We start from the raw sequence: 20,060 nt of genomic DNA on the forward strand, positions 1-20,060 counted from the left end.
GCCGGTTTAGCGATCGGCTATCGAGCCGCCTCCACCACAACTGTTTTCACATGGTCATAGCGCGCACGAAAGGTCGATTCGACCTGAATGGATCGCGGTGGAAGCCGCGAATACGCGGCAAAGCTGAGCTCGACGAACCTCTCGAGGGAAATAAGTCGATACTCGTCCGGCAGCTTGAAAAGGTAGGAGCCCTGGGTTCCAAAAGCCTCGGCAATTTCGGGATAGACCGGATAGCACGCTCCGTTCAGAAAATCGTCAACGGGCTTGATACCGCTGACAATGGGCTCGACCCCCAGCCGCTTCAAAAAGCTGCCGGCAATATCGTGGATGCAGCGGATCTTCGGGTGATTCACCGAATACATGAAGGCTTCGCCTCTCGACCATTGTGCGAAGCAGGGCGCGATATCCAGACCATATTCGGCAAAATGCTTGAGGAGCCGCGCCCGCTCCCCTTCCCAGCGTGCAAAAAAGCCGCATCGTTCGAAAACGTCGCGCCGAAAGAGCTTCCGGGTCGTTTCTACACTTAACCCGACTTCGTACGCCGCCAGGACGATCATGGAATGATAAAAGCCCATCGGGCCTTGGACCGGGCCGGGCGAGAAGGCATAGCAGATATCTGGATGATAGGCATCGAAGCCGATCGAGGGGATGAAATCGAGATTCTGGGCGATACTGAAATCGAAATCCATACTGTAAAAGCGGGGGTGGAGAAGCACCCTGAAATAACGAGGTAATTCCTGCTTGTATTTCTCGATATTCTTCGTGAATGCCCATATGTCGATTGCATCGATATGGAAACGAGAGGAAAGAAGCTTCAGGGAGTTCGCAAGTTCGTAGGTTTGGCAATTCGACAGTACGAGCCAAGTCTCCATCAGGTAATCACCTCAACACGCCGCACACAACCTCAGCTATCAGATTGAAATTCCGACTATTTATGTCGATGGAAGCTTCTCCGCGAGATCGAATATGGCAAGTAAGCCATTGTTTTATTGATGGGTTGGGCTTGTCTATATCGATGACGTCAGGGCTGCGCGAATTGCGGCGAGAATGGCGGTCGTCGGGCGCCAGCATAGGCATCCGGCGAATCGACCTCAGCGCTTTCGCTTTGGCTACCTATCGCCGCGTCTTTATCGACCGTCTGGTTAACCGAATCGGCTAGGCTCACCCGGATGTGCAAAGCCCGGAGGCGGATTTGGAAACGGCGCTCTATCTCCCCATCAAGTCATTCCTCGAAACCGCCGGCTATGCGGTGAAAGGCGAGATCGGCGGCTGCGACCTCGTCGGCCTGACTGGTGGCGAGCCTCCGGTCGTTGTCATCTGCGAACTGAAGATGACCTTCAACCTCGAACTCATCCTGCAGGCGGTGGATCGCGCCGCTGCCAGCGACGAGGTCTGGATCGCCGCGCGCGTCTCGGCAAAGGGCAAGGGGCGCGAAGGCGATCGTCGGTTCCGCGATTTATGCCGAAGGCTCGGCTTCGGCATGCTCACCGTCTCGGACAACGACCAAGTCGATATCATCCTCAGTCCCGTCGCGCCGATGCCCCGCAAGAATGCACGGCGCAGGTCGCGCCTTGTCGACGAACATCGTCGGCGCAAGGGCGACCCCGCTCTTGGCGGCAGTACCCGCAAGCCGATCATGACCGCCTATCGCCAGCAGGCCCTTGCCTGCGCCGCCGCTATTGAAAACGGCGTGCAGCGCCCGAAGGATATGCGTGAAGCGGCACCGAAGGCCCCACAAATTCTGAGAGATAATGTCTATGGCTGGTTCGAGCGCATCGACCGCGGCATCTACGCACTGACGGAGCTTGGAACGGAAGCCCTTAAGCGTTGGCCGGCAGCGCAGCTTTAAATATGGAAAAATTCCGGCCGACAAACATTAAATTCATGTAATATCTTAAAATTTTGCAATAAAAACATGATCAATATTTAATTTGTAAAAGTTTACCAGCAGATCATATTAACCCCAAGCGCCAATTCAAAACTATACTTTGCTTCCCGCAGTAAAAACGGGAAACAAAGTCGCTCGCAAAATTGACGCGGAACCAATCACAGCTCGTCTCCGATATGGACGGGCCGTCAAACCGCCAACGATCTCGCAAGGGACTTTTGCCATGCCTTCTCTTCTCCACAAACATCGCACAGCCGCCATTGTCAGTGCCGCTATCATTGTCGGCGCCGGCGCATTACCTTTTGCCTTCAGCACATCCGCAACCGTCGCTTCGGCCGCCGAACCGGCCGGCATCATCGCACCCGGCGGCTCCTTCGCTCCGATCGTCGATGCCGACAAGCCGGCCGTCGTCACCGTCACCACCACCATGAAGGCAACCGATACCAGCGCCGACGGCAGCAACTCGCCGATGGACGAGCAGTTCCGGCAATTCTTCGAAAACCAGGGTATCCCCTTCCCGAAGCAGATGCCGCATCAGCAGCAGAGCCAGCGCGCCATGGCGCTCGGTTCCGGCTTCATCATCAGCCCGGATGGAGTCATTGTCACCAACAACCACGTCATTCAAAACGCCGTCGACATCAAGGTGACGCTTGATGATGGCACGGAGCTGCCGGCCAAATTGCTGGGCGCAGATGCCAAATCCGACCTTGCCGTTCTGAAGATCAACGCGCCGAAGCCGCTCGCCACCATCGCCTGGGGTGACTCCGACAAGCTGAAGCTTGGCGACCAGATTCTCGCCATAGGCAATCCCTTCGGCATCGGCACGACCGTCACAGCCGGCATCGTCTCGGCCCGCGGCCGCGACCTGCACAGCGGACCCTATGACGATTTCATCCAGATCGATGCTCCCATCAACCACGGCAATTCCGGTGGACCGCTGGTCGACCGCGAAGGCAATGTCGTCGGCATCAACACCGCCATCTACTCGCCGAACGGCGGCAGCGTCGGTGTCGGCTTTGCCATTCCCTCTGCCGAGGCTAAGGCGATCGTCGCGAAGCTGGAGAAGAACGGCTCGATCGATCACGGTTATCTCGGCGTCGCCATCCAGCCGGTGACCTCGGATATCGCCAATGCCATGGGCCTCTCGCAGACCCAGGGTGCGCTCGTTGCCAGCGTCAATGATGACACGCCAGCCGCACGCGCCGGCATCAAGAGCGGCGACATCGTCACCGCCGTCGGCAACGAGAGCGTGAAGACGCCGAAGGATTTGTCGCGGCTGGTCGCCGATCTCTCTCCCGGCGACAAGCGTTCCATCACCCTGTGGCGCGACGGCAAGAGCATGGACGTCAATGTCACCATCGGCGGCAATGACGACAGCAAGCAGGCCGCCAACGACGCTGGTGACGGCAAGGTCCAGCCCTCCAACCAACCGAGCATCGGTGTCGGCCTTGCCAACCTCACACCGGATGTGCGTGAGCAGTTGAACCTGCCGCATGGCGTCGAGGGCGCCGTCGTTGCCAGCGTCAATCCGGAGAAGCCCGCCGCCGCGGCCGGCATCCAGACCGGCGACATCATCGTCTCGGTCAACGATCAGCCGGTGCGCAACGCCCATGAGGTGCAGACGGCCGTCGCCAAAGCCGGTAAGGATGGCCGCAAGTCCGTCCTGCTCCTGATCGAGCGCGACGGCAACAAGACCTTCGTCGCCGTGCCGTTCTCGGCCGCTTAAAAAATCTGAGGCATTGAATGATCGGCCCGCTTCCAGCAACGGAGCGGGCCGAATTTGTCTTGTTTCGCCGTCTCCACGTGGCCTATGTCCTGAACACCGCCCTTCCACAGCGGAAACTTTCCGTTTTTGACACCTGACTCTTTTTGTCCAAACTCTGCCTTTGTGATGGTACAAATAGCGCCGGAGCCGATTGAAACGATCGGGCGGGAAGTTTAAACCGCTCCGGCGATATCAGCGGCTAGGCCTTAAAACAGGAATAAGCGGCGGCAGGAGTTGGAGTGACTGATCCCTACGATATTCTCGGCGTTGCGCGCGATGCGGGCGAGGAGCAGATCAAGGCAGCTTATCGCAAGCGCGCGAAGGCAGCCCATCCGGATTCCGGCGGCGATACCGAGGCTTTCGCGCGGTTGCAAAAGGCCTACGAGCTTCTTCTCGACCCCGTACGCCGCAAGGTGTTCGACGATACCGGCTATGATGTCGAACTGACCGATGCCGTCGACCTGCAGGCGCTGGTCGCGATCGAAAAGCTCATTACCGAGGTCGTGCTGGACGAACGGGAACCGGGTACCTTCGATCCGGTCGCCAAGATGCGCGCGAGCCTTCTGGAAGAAATTCGCAAGGCGAATTTCAGCAAGAGCGAGCTCGAGCGACACTCCAATCGCATCGGCCTTCATTTAGAGCGGCTAGGCAAGCGTCCGGGCAAAGACGTGGTCGGCCACATGCTGCGCGCCCGCATCAAAGCGATCGCCACCGCCATCAGCGAAACGGAAGCAAAGATCGGCGCCAGCGAACGCGCCTGCGACATGCTCGAAGGCTATCTTTACGAGATGAACGAGCCTCAGGAAGAAGCGGAAACAGCTGCCGAGATCGAATGGGACGAGCCAAGGATCCGCTCCGCCGCGCAGTAGAAGCGTACTTTTTCACTGCTCTGAAGAGGCAAATTTCGCGTTTGCCTTGATCGCCACATCACTTTCAGCAACGCAATGTTGCAATGCAACAATTTTCCCTGGACAAATCGGGGGGCTGGCCTAGATCATGCATCCAGCACGCCGTCCTATTTCATCGAGCGACGGCGAAGCAGCAATGGCGGGCGCCGTGTTTCCGGCATTCGCCGAAGGTCTAAAAACGGCGAGGTATGCGTTTGCTGGCTTCCGAAGCGGATGAAGTCGTCTTTGAACATCTGAGCGAGAACCGATCGCGGGCCGCATTGAGAGGCGCCTTCTGGTCGGCGCTGGACACGTTGATCCCAACGGCGCTCAACAGCCTGGTCTTCGTCGTCACCTCGCGTTTTCTTCTGCCCCAGGATTTCGGCCTGGTCGCACTCGCCTTCGCCATCGTCAGTTTCGCTTCCGGTTTCGGCCCGACGGCCTTCGGCGAGGCGTTGATCCAGCAGAAATCCATTCGGCGCAGCCACCTCGATACTGTCTTCTGGCTATCCTTCGCCTCCGCGGCGATCCTCTATGCCGCGCTGTTTCTGCTTTCCCCGTTTCTCGCCCATTGGGTCGGACATGACGACATCGTCAAGCTGCTGCTGATCATCGGCCTGAAAATCTTCTTCGACATGATGATCATCGTGCCAAACGCCCTGATCGGCCGCACGATGTCCTTCCATCTCGCAGCTGCCCGCACGGCGATCGCCACCACCGTTTCGGCGACCATCTGTCTTGCTCTGATCTTCGCCGGTTTCGGGCTATGGGCGCTTGCAATTGCCCAGATCGCCGCTCCCGCTGCTGCCTGCGTTGCTGCATTCTGGGGCGCAAGATGGCTGCCGGGCTTCCGGATAAAGCTCTCGAGCCTGCGCGAATTGCTGCATTACGGCATCTTCGCCTCGGGCAACCGCTTCCTCCAGACCATGAATCTAGACCAGCTGATCATCGGCACGCTCGTAAGCCCGGCCGCTCTAGGCATCTATAATTTTGCCCGGCGGCTCTACGAGATGCTCAACAATGTCGTTGCGGGCGGACTGAATTCGGTCAGCCACGTGCTGCTCTCGTCGCTGCAGCACGATAAGGACAAGGTGCGCGAAGCCTTCCTCATGGCGACCTTCGGCTGCTCGCTGGTGTCTTTCCCGGCCTTCATGGGGCTTGCGGCGGTCGCCGACGATGCCATTCCGCTGATCTTCGGACCGCACTGGGCCGCCGCCATCTGGCCGGTTCGCTTCTTCTGCGTCATCGGCCTGATGGCCGGTATCGGCATCATCCAGGCCTCCTTGATCACCAGCCAGGGCAGATCCGACTGGTGGTTCTACTATCAGCTGGTGCGCAATGTCGTCTCGATCCTCACGGTGCTCATTCTTCACCAATATGGGGTGACAACCGTCGTCTTCGGTCTCATGCTCGGAGTGGTGATGCTCTGGCCGGTGACGCTGTGGATGGTGTCGCGATTGATCGGCCTCAGCATCGCGGAATATTTCGGTCAGTTCCTGAGGCCCATCGCGGCTTATCTCGGCATGCTTGTCGCCATCTTGGCAATCTCGTCGGCCTTGATCAACCAGCCCCTGGCAGAACGCCTTATCTGTGAAGTCCTGGTCGGTGGCCTCGCCTACTCGGCCCTCATCCTTCTCCTATGCAGAGAAAGGGTCCTCTTCCTCGTGCGAACGACGCTGCAAGGCCGTCGCGCGAAGGCACAGTAGCAGTCGTCGCGAACAAGGACGGAAAAGGCTCATTCCATCTCGCGATAGAATACCAAGTCGGAAAGGCGCCTCATGACACTGGTTACGTTCATCATTCCCGTTCGCCATCAGGCCAATTCCAATGATTGGCCGGCGCTGAAACGGCGGCTGTCGCAAACGATCGCATCGATCGCCGGGCAGTCCAACAAAAACTGGCGCGGCGTAGTCGTCGCCAATGAAGGCGCCGATCTTCCGGATCTGCCGCCGAATTTTACGGCGGAGCGCGTGACCTTCCCGCCAAACCAGCTGCATGACATCAATGGCGCCGATCGCGAGAAGGTCTATGATGCGTTCCGGCTGGACAAGGGCCGCCGCGTGTTGAGCGGCATGCTATCGGCGCGGGATACCCGTTTCTTCATGATCGTCGACGACGATGATTTCGTCAGCGCCAACATCGTGGATTTCGCCGCCGGAAATACCGATGCCAACGGCTGGAAAATCAACCGGGGCTATCTTTGGAACGAAGGCGGCAGGCTGCTTATGCATCACAACGACTTCGCCAATTATTGCGGTACGTCGCTGATCATTCGCTCCGATCTCTATCGCTTGCCGGCGACCTTCGAGGATGCCGAGGTCGATTACATCAAATCCATGCTCGGCAGCCACGTGCGCATCGGCAAGCTGCTGGCCGACGCCGGCTCTCCGCTCGGCTCGCTGCCCTTCCGCGGCGCGATCTATCGGGTCGGCCATGCCGGCGCCCACAGCAAATCCTCCAATCTCATCAGGACCCATTTCCTCAACCGGTCGGTGCTGACAAGTCCGCGCCAGTTCCTGGGCAACCTTTCGCGGGTGCGCCCGCTCGATCGAAATTTGAGAAACGAATTTTTCGGCGCGCGGGCCGCCGGATAGCTTAAGGCATAACCTTTTCCCCCATGAGGTTTCGATCAATGCCGGCTGATGCAACGAGACACAGATATGCTGCCCTGGATGCGATGCGCGGTCTGGCGGCATTCGCCGTTGTCGTCTATCACCTCGACAGGCCCTATGCGCCTTCGGCCTATATCGCGGTCGATTTCTTCTTCGTGCTCAGCGGCTTCGTGATTGCCAGGGCCTATGGTGAAAAACTCGCGAGCGGCATGACCGTGCTGGCCTTCATGAAGGCTCGCTACGCGCGTCTCTATCCGCTCTTTCTCATCGGCAGCGTCTACGGCCTTGTGCAATTGCTGCTGCACTGGCAGGCATCCGGTGTCGGACGGGCCGATCTTGCCGCGAGCATCCTTACGACCATATTCATGCTGCCTTCGCCGAGTTTTCTGACGCGGTCGGCGGGCGATATCTTGGCGCTTTATCCGCTGAATGGCCCCGCCTGGTCGCTGTTTTGGGAGCTGCTGGCCAATCTCATATTCGCGCTCGTGCTGTTCAGATTGAAGACGCGGAGCCTGATCCTCATAGCCACTGCATCTCTGGCGCTGCTGATCGGCTCCGTCTTCCTGCACAAATCGCTCGATCTGGGCTGGGAATGGCTCTCGGTGGACGGCGGCTTTGCCCGCGTCTTCTTTTCCTTCACGCTCGGAATGATCATCTACCGGCTTCGAAACAGCACCGCGATTGGCTGGACCATGAACAGCTATGCCGCCCTGCTGCCCATTGCGGTGATCTTAATCTTGCTGTTTCTCCCCACATATTCGCTGAAATATGCGCTTGTTTTCTGCATCCTGATCTCGCCGCTCATCGTCCTTGCCGGCACGATGCTGGAACTGCCAGAGAGGCTGCAACGGCTCGGCATCTTTCTCGGCTATCTCTCCTATCCCATCTATATGTGCCATCGCGGCTTCACTGAGATTTACGGGCATCTGATGCGCGATACCCACTTACCGCAGGCCGTCTACATCGCGATCTATCTCGTCGCGATTTCCATCATCGCGTTCGTCTCTGCCAAGCTTGCTGAAATCCTGGTTCGCTATATCGGCGCCTCGAAAGGCGCTCACAAAGGCATCGAAGCCAGCCAACGCGGCTGACTGTCTCCGGAGATCACGTGTGGACGGCGGCAAGTGCGATGGCATCTGCGACCTCGTCACACCGCTCCGAAAGATTGGCCGTCGCAACGCGCAAGTGGCTGCTGGGCAGGATCGAGAATTTTGCACCGGGATGCACGGCAATGCCCCGAGCGGCAAGCGTCACCATTGCGAAGGGCTCCGACGAGACCGGCACCCAGGCACATAGTCCCTCTCCATGCCACGCATCGACGCCGCGCTCGCGAAGCGCATCGATGAGGCCTGCGCGGCGTTCCCGATAGGTCCTGCGGGCATGATCCAGGCACGATGCCGTCGCCGGATCGCGCAGCAGCCAGGCAGCCGCCGCCTGCAGAATACGGCTGGTCCAGCCGGAACTGAAGCTGCGATAGGACTGGATCTGATCGATGATCGCCCGTGAGCTCGACAATACGGCGAGGCGCAGGTCCGGCCCGTGCGTCTTCGAGTAAGACAGAATATGGATGACCCGATCCGGAAAGAGATGCCCCATCGAATGACGTGGTGCCGTCGAGATATCGGCAATGCCATCGTCCTCGACGATCAGCGTGTCCTTGTCGCGAAGGATCTCCGCGAGGCTTGCCATGCGCGCCGGGCTCACGCTCTGGCCGGTGACGGAATGGATGCGCGGCTGGAAGATGAACGCAACCGGGCGATATTTTAGCGCTTCCTCCAGCGAGGCCGACAGCGGCCCCTCCTCGTCGCATTTCACCGGAATGATGCGGGCGCCCCGATCCTCGAGAATATCGAGAAGCCGCATGCCCGTCGGATCTTCGATCGCAACGGCAGCACCCGGCATGACGAGGGCGTTGATCAGGGTGTAGACGGCATTATAGCCGCCATTGGTCGCCAGAAACGCCTCCGGCTCGTAAGGCCACGTCTTCCTGACCTGCTCCTCCAGCTCCGGCAGGATCCGGCTGCGCTCATAGCTGTTGAGATTTTCCGCCGAGGCGCCATAAGCCATCGCCGCTTCCAGCTTTGGCAACAGCCGGACATCGGGAACGGCTGCCGTTAGATTGAGGGCGTCGGAACCGTAGTCGCCGACACTTGCCAGCCGCGCCGGCTTGGCGACGAAGCGGTCGCCGCTGACCCATGTGCCATTCCTGCCGCGTCCGCTGATGATCTTCTGACGTCTGAGTTCGCTCCAGGCTTCCGACAGGGTTGCCGGGCTCACGCCAAGGACAAAGGCGAGGTCGCGGATCGGCGGCAGTTTGGTGCCAACAGGCAGGGCGCCGGCGCGAATGAGCGCGCTCGTTTCAAGCGCGATGCCACGGATGGTCCGATCGCTCAATTTTGAGGCAAACCATTTTGCATCCCGATCTTCGCTCATTTTTACACCATTTTTAATGTTCAATAACGTAATAACATTTGATCGACTTATATTGAACATTTACTCGTTGAGAAAACAAGTTTTCCCGCGAGTGAATTTCATGCCCCTTACTCTCCGCCTTGCCCTTCGTGACTGGGACTACATGACCCCCCTGGTCTTGGGCGATGTCTCCTCCCCGAAACTCGACATTAGGGTGGACCGGGTCGGCACGCTGATCTCGCATGTCGGCAAGAGCGACGCCTATGATGCCGCCGAAACCTCTTTCAGCCGCTATACCCAAATGCGTATCGATGGCGACGAGAGCGTAATCGGCATTCCGAACTTCATCATGCGCGGCTTCCGCCACCGCTGCGTCATCACCACCAAGGACAGCCCGATCACGAGCTTCGCCCAATTGGCCGGCAAGCGTATCGGCGTCACCGGCTGGCGCGATTCCGGCAATACCTGGACGCGGGCAGCGCTGCGTCGCGAAGGTGTCGGCGTCGAAGATGCCATGTGGTATGCCGGTCGCCTCACGGAAGCGCATCCGATCACCGACCGCCTGGATGGCTTCGGCCGTCCCGGCCGCATCGAGGCGGCACCCGGCGAAAGGCCGATGGTGGAGCTGCTGAAAGAAGGGCTGCTTGACGCAATCTTCACGCCCTTCATGCCGGACGGCTATTTCGCCGGCAACTCCGGCTTCCGCCAGCTGCTGCCGGATTTCCGCGCCGCCGAGCATCGCTATTTTGCCGATGTGGGCTATGTACCGGGTATGCACCTGATTGGTTTCAAGGCGGAGTTTGTCGCCGAGCACCCCTGGGTCATGGCCGAACTGAGCGCGCTGATCGATGAATCGCAACGTGTCTGGCTCAGCAAGCGGCGCAAATATGCCGACACCACGCCCTTCATGCTCGATGAGCTGTTGAAATCGGCAGCCGAGCTGCCGGAAGATTGGGATGCGAGCGGCTTTGCCGCCAACCGCAAGATGATCGCGGATTTCGCCGGGGAACTGCATGTGCAGGGTATCCTGCCGCGGCTCCTGACGCCGGAGGAACTCTTCCCGTTCGACGTCGACGGCAGCCGGACGAGCGCTGCCTGACCACCGACTGAAAAATCAGAGACGCAAAGCAAAAAGGGGAATGAACATGTCGCTGAAGAAAATGACCTATCTCGCCCTGGCAAGCCTGATGATGTCGGGTGCCGCCTTCGCCGAGGATGCGAGCCCGCCGAAACTTTCGGTCAACAAGGATCTGCAGGCCAAGCTGCCGGAAGCCATCCGCACATCGGGCAAGATGATCTCCGTCAACAACGGCTCTTTCCCTCCCTATGAAATCGTTACCGGCACCAAGCTGACCGGCGCCAGCGCCGATCTGACCGACGCGATCGGCGAGGTGCTCGGCGTGAAGATCGAGCATGAAAGCGTCAGCGGCCTGCCTGCCATTCTCGCCGGCATCAATTCCGGCCGCTATCAATTCGCCTTCGGACCGATCGGCGATTTCAAGAGCCGCGAGGAGGCCAATGATTTCGTCGACTGGGTACAGGAATTCGTCGTCTTCGCCGTCCAGAAGGGCAACCCGAAGGGCATCACCTCGCTCGATAGCGCCTGCGGCCAGCGCATTGCCGTCATGGCCGGCGGCTCGGCCGAAAAGGTCATCCAGGTCCAGGCGGAAAAATGCAAGACTGACGGCAAGGGCGCGATCGAAGTCCAGTCCTTCACCGACCAGCCGAGCTCGATACTTGCTGTCCGCTCCAAGCGCTCCGACGCCTTCTTCTCCTCGCAGGCGCCGCTCACCTATTTCGTCTCGCAGGCGAACGGCCAGCTCGAACTGACGGGCGTCGGCCAGAAGAATGGTTTCGAGGATCTCTATCAGGGCGCCGTCGTGCCGAAAGGCTCGCCGCTCGGCCCAATTCTGAAGGATGCCGTCGAACTTCTCATGGACAATGGCACTTACGCCGCCATCATGAAGAAATGGGGCCTTGAGAACAACATGATCAAGGAACCCGGTATCAATCTCGGCGGGAAGTTGCCGAAATGAGCACGAGTGCCAGAGATATCGCATCGCCATCAGGCGATGCGGCGGAGCGGGATGTGGCGAATGCCCACACACCGTTCCCGAAGGGTCGTGTGGCGGCCTGGATCGTTACCCTTGCGATCGCGGCCTATTGGGCCTGGTCTGTCGCCCACAACGAGAATTTCGGCTGGCATGTCGTCGCCCAGTATTTCTTCGACCCCGTCGTCATCAGCGGCCTCTATGTCTCGCTCGGCCTGACCGTCATCGCCATGGCACTCGGCATCGTCTTCGGCCTGCTGCTGGCGATTGCCCGCATGTCGAAGGATACGCTGGCAAGCACGCTCGCCTCGCTGTTCATCTGGTTCTTCCGCGGCACGCCGCTGCTCGTGCAGCTGATCTTCTGGTACAATCTCTCGACGCTCTTCCCGACACTATCGATCGGCATTCCCTTCGGCCCGACCTTCGTCAGCTGGGATACCAATTCCGTCATCAGCCCGATGACGGCGGCGATCGCCGGCCTTGCTCTGAACGAGGCCGCCTATATGGCCGAAATCATCCGCGGCGGCCTGCTTTCGGTCGACAGAGGCCAGTTCGAGACCGCCGAAGCCTTCGGCATGACCCGAAGCCGGGCTCTGCGCCGCATCATCATCCCCCAGGCCATGCGCTCTATCGTGCCGCCAACCGGCAACCAGTTGATCAGCATGATCAAGGCGACCTCGCTCGTCAGCGTCATCGCCATGGCCGACCTGCTCTACTCCGTGCAGTCGATCTACAACCGCACCTTTGAGGTCGTCCCGATGCTGCTGGTCGCCGTCATATGGTATCTGCTGATCACTTCGGTGCTGAATATCGCCCAGAGCTATATCGAGCGCTACTATAGCCGCGCCGACCGCCGCACCAGTGGGACGAAGGTGGCAACGGACAGCACGCTCGCGCCGGCGCAGGAGGCAGGCCAATGAACGCTTCCATAAACCCAGTCGTCGGCGTCAGCCCCCTGGTGCAGGCGCGCGACGTCCACAAATCTTTCGAACATCTCGAAGTGCTAAAAGGCATCGATCTCGACGTGACGCCCGGTGAAGTGGTCGTCATCCTCGGCCCTTCCGGTTCCGGTAAGTCGACCTTCCTGCGCTGCATCAACCATCTGGAATCGATCAATCGCGGCTCGATCGAAGTGGATGGCGAGCAGATCGGCTATCGGCTGAACAAGGGCCGGCTGGTCAAATTGTCAAACCATGCGATCGCGCTGCAGCGGCGCAAGATCGGCATGGTGTTCCAGCAGTTCAACCTCTATCCGCATATGACGGCGCTGCAGAACGTCATCGAAGCGCCGATCGGCATTCATGGCGAAAGCCGCAAGCAGGCAACCGAGAATGCGCTGGCATTGCTCGACCGCGTTGGCTTGTCGGCCAAGACTCACAACTACCCCCGGCAACTCTCCGGTGGGCAGCAGCAGCGCGTCGCGATTGCGAGAGCGTTAGCGATCAAGCCGAAGCTGATGCTCTTCGACGAGCCGACCTCGGCACTCGATCCGGAACTGGTCGGCGAGGTGCTTGCCACCATGCGCGACCTTGCAAAACAGGGCCTGACGATGATCGTCGTCACCCATGAGATCGGCTTTGCCCGCGAAGCGGCTGATCGCGTCGTCTTCATGGATGGCGGCAAGATCGTCGAACAGGGCAAGCCGGATGATGTGATCGGCAATCCGCAGCATCCGCGCACCAGAAGCTTCCTGTCGCGCTTCATCTAGCGCGGCAGTATCATCATCAGCGAGGCCTGCACGCTTTATGGCGGATGGCGGCTCAAGCGAACCATTGGAATAGCCATGACCCTCGACAACGATTTCGCCCGGCTCTCGGACCTCGAGCCGATGAAGGCCGAACTGACCGGCATCCGCCAGCATCTGCACGCCAATCCCGAACTCTCCTTCGAAGAGGCTGAAACGGCGCGTTTCGTTGCCGAGAAGCTGGAAGCCTGGGGCTATGAGGTGACGCGCAATGTCGGCGGTCATGGCGTCGTCGCGCGCATGACTGTTGGAGCCGGCAAGAAGAGCATCGCGATCCGCGCCGACATGGACGCCCTGCCGATCACCGAGCAGACCGGCCATTCCTATGCCAGCAAAGTGCCGGGCAAGATGCATGCCTGCGGCCACGACGGCCACACCACCATATTGCTGGGGGCGGCCGAATATCTCGCCCGCACCCGCCGCTTCAACGGCACCGTAAACCTGATCTTCCAGCCGGCCGAAGAGGCGGGCGCTGTCAGCGGCGCTCCCGCAATGATCAAGGATGGCCTGTTCGAACGCTTTCCCTTCGACGTCATTTACGGGCTGCATAATCATCCGGGTGCTGCGGAAGGCACCTGGCTATTGCGCTCCGGCCCGCTGATGGCGGCCGCCGACACAGTTGAGATTACCATCATAGGCAAAGGCGGTCACGCCTCGCGTCCCCATCTGACCGTGGATCCCGTCGTCGTCGCCTGCAACCTCGTCGTCAGTCTGCAGACGATCGTTGCCCGCAGCGTCGACCCGACGCAGACAGCAGTCGTGACCGTTGGTGCCATCCATGCCGGCGAAGTATCGAACGTCATTCCGGAGAGCGCAAAGATGCTGCTCACGGTCCGCTCCTTCGATCCGAAGGTGCGTGAGCTGCTCGAGGCGCGCATTCGCAAGCTGACGGCATCCATCGCGGATGGCTACGGCGCGAGCGCCGAGATCGACTACGTGCATGGCCATCCGGTTGTCGTCAACTCGGAGAAGGAGACGGAATTCGCGCGGATGGTCGCCGAGGAACTTGTCGGCGCTGAGAAGGTCACCACTTGCGGCCTTATCCCCGGCAGCGAGGATTTCTCGCATTACCTGGAGCATAAGCCCGGCAGCTTCCTGCGCCTCGGCAACGGCGTGAACTCGGCCATCCTCCACAGCGCCAAGTATGATTTCGCCGATGAAAGCCTCACCGTCGGTGCCGCTATGTGGGCGCGTCTGACCGAGCGTTATCTCGACGCCTGAACCGGTTCCTATATGGATCGCAAGGCGGCGCTGGCGACGCCACGATAAACAGCAGCCCTGGCAACAAGCCGGGGCTGATCCGTTTTCTGGATGTCATGGAAAAAAGCGGAATGCGATGCTTTCAATAGCGCCGCGAGAGCAGTTCCAGCAAAAGTGCGAAGCGGTTTTGCGTTCGGAACGGCGTAATAACAAGGAGATAGAGCATTTTCGCGATTCGAAGAAAAGCGGAATTGCTCTAGACCCGCGGTGCAGTGCGATTCCTGCCTTTATAAATACTACTTATCGAAGGATCCGAGACTATCGCCCGTTGCAGGCGCTGTATTTGCAGGCGTTTCAGTCCCCAACCCGGCTTCCAGCTGCCCATTCTGAGTCTGCATTACCCGCCATTCATTTTCGAGGCGGTCAATCACATACGTAGGAATTTCATTTCTTACGTTTTCAAACTCTTGCATCACGACCTCCATCGCCATGCGTTACTGGCATGACATGGAGGAGTTTCTTTGTAAATCAAGGCATTAAACTATTTAAACGATTAAAATATTTTCAATCGTTTGAAATATCGGCTTCTGTGGAAAAGATTCCAACAGCGTTAATGCGCGATGGGAGCTTACCGCGGCGAAGCGGGGTCATTGATGCCAGCAAAGCCGGGGTGGCGAGCAGCCGACGGTTGCAATCGCCCATCAAACTCCAGATCCTGCGCGCGTCCGATCGAATCATGTTGCTCGCGCATGGCGTCGGCAGCCTCACGGACTACTTCAGAAATCTGCAGGAGCTGCTTGGCGAGAGGGCTCGTCCTGCGCCAGATCATGCCGATGGTGCGCGACGGCTGCGGGCTTTGGAAGCGCACCGTCGACACCGAGGCGGAACGAGTTTCCACCGCGACCGCCATCTCCGGTATCAAAGTGACGCCGATGCCGGCGCTGACCATCTGCACCAGCGTCGACAGTGAGCTGCCGTCCATCAGCTCGCGCGGCAAGGCTGAATGGATGTTGCAGAAGGAAAGAGCCTGGTCGCGGAAACAATGCCCCTCTTCCAACAGCAGCAGCCGCATTTCGCGAAGCGCTTCCCGATTGGGCACCGGCTTGCCCTCGTCCTCGCTCGGTCGCACCAACACGAAGTTTTCCGCAAACAGCGGCACCTCCGTCAGAGATGTCTCGGAGACGGGCAGAGCGACAATCGCCGTATCCAGCCTCCCCTCCTCCAGCTCCTCGACCAGCTTCGACGTCAAAGTCTCGCGCACATGGATATCCAGACCGTCATAGATGCGGGAGAGATTGCCGATGATGCTCGGCAGCAGATAGGGCGCGACCGTGGGGATGATGCCGATGCGCAAACGTCCCACAGGCTGATCGCGCGACGCGCGGGCAAGATCTCCCAGCTCATCGACAGAGCGCAGGATGTCGCGGACGCGGATCGCGAAGGCCTCGCCGAAATTGGTCAGCCGGACCTGTCTCGCGCCTCTTTCGAAGAGGTCCGTACCGAGCTGCTGCTCCAGCTCCTTGATCTGCATCGACAAGGCGGGCTGAGAGATCGCGCATAGATCGGCGGCACGTCCGAAGTGGCCGAGCCGAGCCAGCGCTTCGAAATAGCGAAGCTGTTTGAGCGTGAAGTTTGCCATAAGCGCATCTTATCGCGTCAATCAGGAAATCCAACTTAAATTAATGGAAAGCCTTGGCTATAGTGCCGCGGCAAAGATGAGATGCGGCCGCCTGTCATACGAAGCTCATATCGAGAGCATTGACTGCGTTCAGCTCATCGATGCACGGACCGGTCGGAAGGCAGGGACCCAAGCTTTGCCTGCTTCCACGTCTCCGTTTCACGCGAGGCCAGAATGACGAGAGATTCATGCGTCTGACATGTCGCTGCCATACCAGTTTTGGAACCGGGCCGTTTCCCGGCGGGCTGGCAAAGCTCCTTCTCCGGTCGTCACAAATCAAATCATCGTAAGGGAGAGTATCATGGATACAAAAGTCGAAACTGCCGGCAAATGTCCGTTTCCGCATGGAAACACGAGCGTTTCCGCACGTTCGAACCGGGACTGGTGGCCGAATCAGCTGAACCTCAAGATCCTTCATCAGAACTCCGCGCTGTCCAGCCCGCTGGGCAAGGCATTCAACTACGCCGAAGAGTTCAAGAAACTCGATCTGGAGGCCCTGAAGAAGGACCTCACCGCCCTTATGACGGATTCGCAGGAGTGGTGGCCGGCCGACTTCGGTCACTACGGTCCGCTCTTCATCCGCATGGCCTGGCATAGCGCCGGCACCTACCGCACGGGCGACGGCCGCGGCGGCGCCTCCTCCGGCACGCAGCGTTTCGCTCCGCTCAACAGCTGGCCGGATAACGTCAACCTCGACAAGGCTCGCCGTCTCCTTTGGCCTATCAAGCAGAAATACGGCAACAACATCTCCTGGGCCGACCTGCTGGTCCTGACCGGTAACGTCGCGCTGGAATCCATGGGCTTCAAGACCTTCGGCTTCGGCGGCGGTCGCGAAGATGTCTGGGAGCCGGAAGAAGACATTTACTGGGGCGCGGAAGACACGTGGCTCGGCGACAAGCGCTACAGCGGCGATCGCGATCTGGAAAACCCGCTCGCAGCTGTGCAGATGGGTCTCATCTACGTCAATCCTGAGGGACCGAACGGCAATCCGGACCCGCTCGCAGCCGCTCGCGACATCCGCGAAACCTTCGCCCGCATGGCAATGAACGACGAAGAAACCGTCGCCCTCATTGCCGGCGGCCATACCTTCGGCAAGACCCATGGTGCCGGTGACGCAGCCCATGTCGGCCCCGAGCCGGAAGCAGCCGGCATCGAAGAACAGGGCCTCGGCTGGAAGAACAGCTTCGGCACTGGCAAGGGCGGCGACACGATCGGCAGCGGCCTCGAAGTCACCTGGACCTCGACGCCGACCAAGTGGAGCAACAATTTCTTCTGGAATCTGTTCGGCTATGAATGGGAACTGACGAAAAGCCCGGCCGGCGCGCATCAGTGGGTGCCGAAGCATGGCGCTGGCGCCGGCTCGATCCCGGACGCGCACGACAAGTCCAAGCGTCACGCTCCTGCCATGCTGACCACCGACCTCGCCCTGCGCTTCGATCCGGCTTATGAGAAGATTTCCCGCCGCTTCTTTGAAAATCCGGATGAGTTCGCCGATGCCTTCGCCCGCGCCTGGTTCAAGCTGACCCATCGCGATATGGGGCCGCGCGTCCGTTATCTCGGCCCGGAAGTGCCGAGCGAAGAGCTCATCTGGCAGGATCCGATCCCGGCTGCCGGTCCCGCATCGATCGAACCCAGCGATGTCGCCGCCCTCAAGGCCGAGATTGCTGCATCGGGTCTCACCATCCCGCAGCTGGTTTCGACGGCCTGGGCTTCGGCTTCGACCTTCCGCGGCTCAGACAAGCGCGGCGGTGCAAACGGCGCTCGCGTCCGTCTTGCTCCACAGAAGGACTGGGAGGCCAACCAGCCGGCCCAGCTCGCTTCCGTTCTGGCAACGCTCGAAGGCATCCAGAAGAAGTTCAACGATGCCCAGACCGGCGGCAAGATTGTATCGATTGCCGATCTGATCGTTCTCGGCGGCTCGGTCGCTATCGAACAGGCTGCGAAGAAGGCCGGCCATGACGTGGTTGTACCCTTCGCTCCCGGCCGCACCGATGCGTCGCAGGAACAGACCGATGTCGAGGCCTTCGCCGTTCTCGAGCCGATCGTCGACGGCTTCCGCAACTATCAGCGGCAGGCCTACACCGTCTCTTCCGAAGAGCTTCTGATCGATAAGGCGCAGCTGCTGACGCTGACGGCTCCGGAAATGACCGCCCTCATCGGCGGCCTGCGTGTGCTGAATGCCAATGTCGGCCAGAGCCAGCACGGCGTCTTCACCAAGCGTCCGGAAACCTTGACCAACGACTTCTTCGTGAACTTGCTCGACATGGGCACGGAGTGGAAGGCCGTTTCGGATGCCAAGGACGTCTTCGAAGGCCGCGACCGCGCAACCGGCGACGTGAAGTGGACCGCGACGCGCGTCGATCTCGTTTTCGGCTCCAACTCGCAACTGCGTGCGATCGCTGAAGTCTACGGCCAGTCCGATGCCGAGAAGAAGTTCGTCCAGGACTTCGTCGCGGCTTGGACCAAGGTCATGAACGCCGACCGCTTCGACATCGCTTGATACTGAAAATATCGGGCGCGATCAAAGGTGATCGCGCCCTTTTTCAACCGCCTTCAGAAACGGCATTTGGCCGTTTGCTTCTTTCGAACCACGCATTCAATCCCGTGCGTGCGGGCTGCTCGATCAGATAGTAGCTAAGCAACCCAAGGCATATGGCTGTGAGCAGCGCAGGCAGTTCGGCCAAGCGACCTTGCCGAGCCAGCACGTAAAATGGCTGCTGCCATAGATAGATTGAGAACGACATCCGCCCAAGTTGCCGGATAAAGGAGCCTTCAAATAAAAGCCTGGAAAAGCGAGTAGCACTTTCGATCGAACACACGCTGATCGCCAGCAACAGGGTTTTAACGCCGAAAAACAGCCAGGCGACATCGGCGAACAAGCGCGCAGCCAAGCCGCAGAAAAATATCAAAGGTACCAGCCATTCCAGGGGTGATCCGCGGCCTCGCTGTCCCATCAGTAGGAACAACGCGGCTGAAATTAAAATTGGCGCCGCCGCCACCTGGCTCGACCAAAAAACGATAAATGGATTTTGCCCATAAACGTCATATTGCAAAATGCCGGTGGCAAGTGCGGTAAGACCAAGCAGCAAGAGGGAAAATCCCACGAAGCTGTTACCGGCGCCACGCAATGAAAAGGCTAGCAGCCCAAGCAGGAGGTAACTGTGCTCTTCGACGCATAGTGACCAAATGTGATCGAATATCGAGATGAAGGTGTGACTGGTAATTATGAAATAGTTCAACGTGAAAGAAAGCGCGGCGAGGACGGCCGCAAGCTCGGGCGCAAGCGACGTTGACGAGAAGATCGCCGTATTCACCAAAACAAATATGAACAAAGTTGGATAGACGCGGCTGAAACGCCGAAGGAAGAAAGTGCCCAAAGGCATCTCCCTGACGAAAAGGATCTCGGCCATAAGGCGTCCGGAGAGCACGAAAAATAGATCCACACCGGCGGATCCAAGACCGGGCAGGTACTCGTCGCCGCCGAAATGGCCCATCAATACCAGAAGGACGGCAAGTCCACGCCATCCATCAAGGGCCGGAATATAGGTCGGTCTTCCTGCTTCTGACATCGGTAACCAGCGGCTGCGCTATCGAACCGCTACCGTAAGGCGTCAATATTAATGAAATTACTTTAAGTACTATCGAAAGTAAGCACAGCGCCAACATTTGAAGTAATGCGATTTCATTACGATCACGTCTCAAACATGCACTCGTGAAATTGAATAATGATCATGTGGCAATCGGCAACGCTTCTAGCGGCTACTCCTCCGCAGATCGGATCGTCCTCTTGCTCCGGTGCCATGCTTGCGGGCGCAATTGGAAG

The 20,060-nt window shown here is 59.2% G+C and carries 17 protein-coding genes; 12 read left to right on the forward strand and 5 right to left on the reverse strand.

Annotated features, from left to right (window positions below; all coding sequences use genetic code 11):
- Positions 1-17: 17 nt before the first annotated feature.
- On the reverse strand, positions 18-872 hold the full coding sequence (locus tag RTCIAT899_RS28640; RefSeq protein ID WP_015343337.1) for a WcbI family polysaccharide biosynthesis putative acetyltransferase: 855 nt from the start codon (positions 870-872) through the stop codon (positions 18-20).
- 320 nt (positions 873-1,192) lie between these two features.
- Here RTCIAT899_RS28640 and RTCIAT899_RS28645 point away from each other — a divergent pair, with 320 nt between their 5' ends.
- The 6 genes from RTCIAT899_RS28645 (at position 1,193) to RTCIAT899_RS28670 (ending at position 8,243) form a co-directional block, all read left to right on the forward strand.
- Positions 1,193-1,849, forward strand: a complete 657-nt coding sequence (locus RTCIAT899_RS28645) for a DUF2161 domain-containing phosphodiesterase (RefSeq protein WP_015343338.1) — start codon at positions 1,193-1,195, stop codon at positions 1,847-1,849.
- A gap of 262 nt (positions 1,850-2,111) precedes the next feature.
- Entirely contained in the window at positions 2,112-3,614 is a 1,503-nt protein-coding gene (locus RTCIAT899_RS28650; protein WP_015343339.1) for a DegQ family serine endoprotease, read from the forward strand.
- A 278-nt stretch (positions 3,615-3,892) separates the two neighbouring features.
- On the forward strand, positions 3,893-4,522 hold the full coding sequence (locus RTCIAT899_RS28655) for a J domain-containing protein (protein WP_015343340.1): 630 nt from the start codon (positions 3,893-3,895) through the stop codon (positions 4,520-4,522).
- Positions 4,523-4,749: 227 nt separating this feature from the next.
- Positions 4,750-6,246 carry a lipopolysaccharide biosynthesis protein gene (locus RTCIAT899_RS28660; RefSeq protein WP_041678235.1) on the forward strand — a complete coding sequence of 499 codons (1,497 nt, stop codon included), beginning with the start codon at positions 4,750-4,752 and terminating at the stop codon, positions 6,244-6,246.
- A gap of 72 nt (positions 6,247-6,318) precedes the next feature.
- Positions 6,319-7,134 carry a hypothetical protein gene (locus tag RTCIAT899_RS28665; protein ID WP_015343342.1) on the forward strand — a complete coding sequence of 272 codons (816 nt, stop codon included), beginning with the start codon at positions 6,319-6,321 and terminating at the stop codon, positions 7,132-7,134.
- A 38-nt stretch (positions 7,135-7,172) separates the two neighbouring features.
- Complete coding sequence (locus tag RTCIAT899_RS28670) at positions 7,173-8,243, forward strand: acyltransferase family protein (protein ID WP_015343343.1); 1,071 nt, start codon at positions 7,173-7,175, stop codon at positions 8,241-8,243.
- Positions 8,244-8,256: 13 nt separating this feature from the next.
- Here the strand turns inward: RTCIAT899_RS28670 and RTCIAT899_RS28675 are convergent, their stop codons facing one another.
- Positions 8,257-9,585 carry an aminotransferase-like domain-containing protein gene (locus tag RTCIAT899_RS28675; protein WP_015343344.1) on the reverse strand — a complete coding sequence of 443 codons (1,329 nt, stop codon included), beginning with the start codon at positions 9,583-9,585 and terminating at the stop codon, positions 8,257-8,259.
- 100 nt (positions 9,586-9,685) lie between these two features.
- Here RTCIAT899_RS28675 and RTCIAT899_RS28680 point away from each other — a divergent pair, with 100 nt between their 5' ends.
- The 5 genes from RTCIAT899_RS28680 to RTCIAT899_RS28700 all read left to right on the forward strand — a co-directional run bounded on the left by RTCIAT899_RS28680 (position 9,686) and on the right by RTCIAT899_RS28700 (position 14,580).
- Positions 9,686-10,663: an ABC transporter substrate-binding protein gene (locus tag RTCIAT899_RS28680; protein WP_041678454.1), complete on the forward strand. Its 978-nt coding sequence runs from the start codon at positions 9,686-9,688 to the stop codon at positions 10,661-10,663.
- A 46-nt stretch (positions 10,664-10,709) separates the two neighbouring features.
- Positions 10,710-11,600: an ABC transporter substrate-binding protein gene (locus RTCIAT899_RS28685; protein ID WP_041678455.1), complete on the forward strand. Its 891-nt coding sequence runs from the start codon at positions 10,710-10,712 to the stop codon at positions 11,598-11,600.
- Positions 11,597-12,535: an amino acid ABC transporter permease gene (locus tag RTCIAT899_RS28690; RefSeq protein WP_015343347.1), complete on the forward strand. Its 939-nt coding sequence runs from the start codon at positions 11,597-11,599 to the stop codon at positions 12,533-12,535. The genes RTCIAT899_RS28685 and RTCIAT899_RS28690 overlap by 4 nt, the downstream gene beginning before the upstream one ends.
- On the forward strand, positions 12,532-13,323 hold the full coding sequence (locus tag RTCIAT899_RS28695; RefSeq protein ID WP_015343348.1) for an amino acid ABC transporter ATP-binding protein: 792 nt from the start codon (positions 12,532-12,534) through the stop codon (positions 13,321-13,323). The genes RTCIAT899_RS28690 and RTCIAT899_RS28695 overlap by 4 nt, the downstream gene beginning before the upstream one ends.
- A 75-nt stretch (positions 13,324-13,398) precedes the next feature.
- Positions 13,399-14,580 (forward strand): M20 aminoacylase family protein, encoded by a 1,182-nt coding sequence (locus RTCIAT899_RS28700; protein ID WP_015343349.1) that lies wholly within the window; start codon positions 13,399-13,401, stop codon positions 14,578-14,580.
- 275 nt (positions 14,581-14,855) lie between these two features.
- On the opposite strand, the gene RTCIAT899_RS33600 is transcribed toward RTCIAT899_RS28700, so the two are convergent.
- Positions 14,856-15,032, reverse strand: coding sequence for a hypothetical protein (locus tag RTCIAT899_RS33600; protein ID WP_015343350.1), 177 nt, complete (start codon positions 15,030-15,032; stop codon positions 14,856-14,858).
- A gap of 155 nt (positions 15,033-15,187) precedes the next feature.
- Positions 15,188-16,198 (reverse strand): hydrogen peroxide-inducible genes activator, encoded by a 1,011-nt coding sequence (locus tag RTCIAT899_RS28710; RefSeq protein WP_015343351.1) that lies wholly within the window; start codon positions 16,196-16,198, stop codon positions 15,188-15,190.
- A 340-nt stretch (positions 16,199-16,538) separates the two neighbouring features.
- Here RTCIAT899_RS28710 and katG point away from each other — a divergent pair, with 340 nt between their 5' ends.
- Positions 16,539-18,737, forward strand: coding sequence for a catalase/peroxidase HPI (gene katG / locus RTCIAT899_RS28715; protein WP_015343352.1), 2,199 nt, complete (start codon positions 16,539-16,541; stop codon positions 18,735-18,737).
- A 43-nt stretch (positions 18,738-18,780) separates the two neighbouring features.
- Here katG and RTCIAT899_RS28720 read toward each other — a convergent pair whose 3' ends face one another.
- A complete protein-coding gene (locus tag RTCIAT899_RS28720) occupies positions 18,781-19,806 on the reverse strand; it encodes an acyltransferase family protein (RefSeq protein ID WP_015343353.1) in 1,026 nt (341 codons plus the stop codon).
- Positions 19,807-20,060 lie beyond the last annotated feature (254 nt).

The organism is Rhizobium tropici CIAT 899, assembly GCF_000330885.1.
Classification (GTDB): Bacteria; Pseudomonadota; Alphaproteobacteria; order Rhizobiales; family Rhizobiaceae; genus Rhizobium; species Rhizobium tropici.